Below are 2,947 nucleotides of genomic sequence, written 5' to 3'. Positions count from 1 at the left end.
CCCGACCCCCACGGGTACAGCATGAACGGTTCACCGACAGCACGTCCGCCGCAGCGCACGCCGGCCGGAACACCCCCGGCCCGTCCCGCACCCGCCCGGTGCCGGACGGCCGTCCGGGGGTGGTCGGGGTGAGCCTCGTCGTCTACCTGGCGGCCGGGATCTTCGGGATGTCGGCCGCCGTGCTGCTGCGCAGGCCGCGTACCGCCGTGCGGGATCCGCTGACCGTGTCCACGTGCGCGGCGATCGTGCTCGGCTCGCTGGTGTTCGTGTGTTCGGCGCCGTTGACGCTGGCGGCGGTGAACCGGCTCACCGGGATTCCCAACTTCGGGGCGCCGCTGACGTACGGGATGCTGTCCGCGTACAGCTGCTCGCTGCTGATCCTGCTGATCCACTGGAGGGGCGGGCCTCCGGAGCGGGTGCGGCGGACGGTGTTGCGCAGCATCGCCGTGTACGGGCCGCTGGTCGCCGCGATCGTCGGGCTGTTCGTGCTGGGCGACGCCCGTACCGAGCGGCTCACCGACCTGGACACGTACTACGCCAACACGCCGTACCTGCGCGAGATGATCCTGCTCTATCTGGTCGGGCACAGCGCGGCGACGCTGGTGATGTGCGTGCTGTGCGTCAAGTGGAGCCGTGAGGTCACCGGGCTGCTGCGGGCCGGGCTGCGGCTGATCCTGGCCGGGTCGCTGCTGGACGTGGTGGGCTTTCAGCTGACCAAGTACACGGCCGTCGTGGCGCGTTGGACGGGACACGACCTGGACGTGCTGTCCACGAAGGTCGCGCCGCCGATGGCCTCGCTCGGCGCGCTGCTGTGCTCCGCCGGCTTCGTGCTGCCCAGGCTGCTCCCGGCGGTGCTGGTGCAGGCGCGCAGCCTGCGGGACTACCGGCGGCTGGGCCCGCTGTGGACGCGGGTCCGGTTCGGGTCCACCGCGCCCAAGCCGCCGAGCTGCTGGTGGCATCCGCCCCAGGCGCGCCTGCAGTGGCGCGAGGTGTCCATCCACGACGCGCTGCTGGGCCTCGCCCCGTACTTCGACGACCGCGTCCGCGAGCGCGCGCTGGCCGCCGCCCGGCGCGCGGGCCGCACCGCGCACGAGGCCCGGATCGCCGCGGAGGCGGCCATGCTCGCCGACGCCGCGCGCCGCGCCGCCGCCCACGAGGAGCCGCTCGCGGCGCCGAGCGGCTACCGCCTCCACGCCACGGAGGTGTCCGGAACCGGCGGGCTGGTGGAACTGGCGCAGGCGCTGGTCCACTCGCCCGCCGGGACCGCCGTACGAGAAGGAACGCTGAGGACCTCCCATGGCTGAGCCCATGGCCGACTCCGAGGAGCCCCATGACCCCTGGTCACCGCAGCCACCGCAGAGCCGTCGCCATCGGTGCCGGACTGGCCGGCATGCTGGCCGCGGCGGTGCTGTCCGACGCCGTGGACGAGGTGGTCGTACTCGACCGCGACGACCTGCCCGAGGGGCCCGAGCACCGCAGGGGGCTGCCGCAGGGGCGCCACGCCCATCTGCTCATGGCCGGCGGCCTGGCCGCCCTGGAGGAGCTGGTGCCGGGCGGGAGCATACGGCAGCGGCTGCTGGCCGCGGGCGCCCGGGAGATACCGCTGGGCCACGGCATGGTGGCTCTGACCCCCGAGGGCTGGCTGCGCCGCTGGCGGCACGACGGGCCGAGAATGCTCAGCTGCACGCGCGCGCTGCTGGACTTCACGGTGCGCTCCACCGTCCTCGCCCACACCGGCGCCGGGATCCGCAAGGTCCGGGCCGTGGGTCTGGCCGGCGACGCGCGGCGCGTACGCGGGGTGCGGGTCGCGACCGCCGCCGGGGAGGAGGAGCTGGCCGCGGACTTCGTGGTCGACGCGAGCGGGCGCGGCTCGCGGGTCGTCACCTGGCTGCGGGAACTCGGGATCACCGGGGTACGGGAACGGACCGTGGACGCCGGCCTGGTCAACGCCACGCGCCTGTACCGTACGCCCGCGGGGGCCGAGCAGTTCCCGCTGACCATGGTGCAGTCGGACCCGTACGCGTCCCGGCCGGGCCGCAGCGGCATGGTGCTGCCGGTCGAGGGCGACCGCTGGATGGTCAGCCTGGCCGGCTCGCGGGGCGGCGAGCCGCCGTCGGACCCCGAGGGGTTCCTGCGCTACGCCCTCGACCTGCCCTCCCCGATCGTGGGCCGGCTGGTCTCCGGCGCCGAGCCCCTCACCGACGTGTACGTCAGCCGCAGCACCAGCAACGTCCGCCGCTACCTGGAGAAGCTGCCGCACTGGCCGGAGGGCTTCGTCGCCCTCGGCGACGCGATCGCCACCTACAACCCGGCCTACGGTCAGGGCATGTCGGTGGCCGCGTTCCACGCGCGGCTCCTGGACGAGGAGCTGCGCCGCTGCGGCCCGGACGGCCCCGGTCTGGCCCGCCGTGTGCAGCGCGGTGCCGCCCGCCCGGTCGACATGGCCTGGGCGGCGGCCGTCGGCCAGGACGTCTGGTACCCGGACACCCGCGGCGCCCGGCCGGGCCTCGCCGACCGGCTGGTCACGTCCTACAGCCGCCGTCTGACGAGGGCGTCCACCGGCTCCTACCGCGCCGCGACCGCCCTCTGGGACGTCACCAGCATGCACACCGGCCCCGAGCGCCTGCTGCGCCCCGGCACCCTGCTCGCCGTCCTCAACGGGCCTTTGCTGCCGCCGCTTTCCGGCCCTCCGCTGACGGCGCCCGAACGCAAGATCGTGGAGGAGCTGGACCGGACGGGAAGCTGAGGAGCGGGGCCCGCCTCAGCCCGCGAACGCCGGTTGGGGCAGGCCCCGGCCCGCGTCCCGTACCACCAGGACCTGTCTCTTATACCCATCTCCGAGCCCACGAGACTAGCGCTCAACTCGTATGCCGTCTTCTGCTTGAAAAAAAAAAAACCACTTTTTGCTTATTGTCGTAAGAAGAGAAAGGTACTGAAGATTCACGGT

General features: G+C 73.6%; 2 protein-coding genes. Both read left to right on the top strand.

Annotation, left to right across the window (positions count from 1 at the left end):
* A partial coding sequence (locus tag C1I97_RS34455) for an MAB_1171c family putative transporter (RefSeq protein ID WP_258382881.1) occupies nucleotides 1-1,304 on the top strand: 1,304 nt, incomplete at its 5' end.
* 26 nt (nucleotides 1,305-1,330) lie between these two features.
* Nucleotides 1,331-2,746: an FAD-dependent monooxygenase gene (locus tag C1I97_RS34450; RefSeq protein WP_181447043.1), complete on the top strand. Its 1,416-nt coding sequence runs from the start codon at nucleotides 1,331-1,333 to the stop codon at nucleotides 2,744-2,746.
* Nucleotides 2,747-2,947 lie beyond the last annotated feature (201 nt).

The organism is Streptomyces sp. NTH33, from assembly GCF_003236365.1.
Classification (GTDB): domain Bacteria; phylum Actinomycetota; class Actinomycetes; order Streptomycetales; family Streptomycetaceae; genus Streptomyces.
The sequence above is the reverse complement of the archived record's forward strand: the minus strand, read 5'-3'. Positions and strand labels throughout refer to the sequence as shown.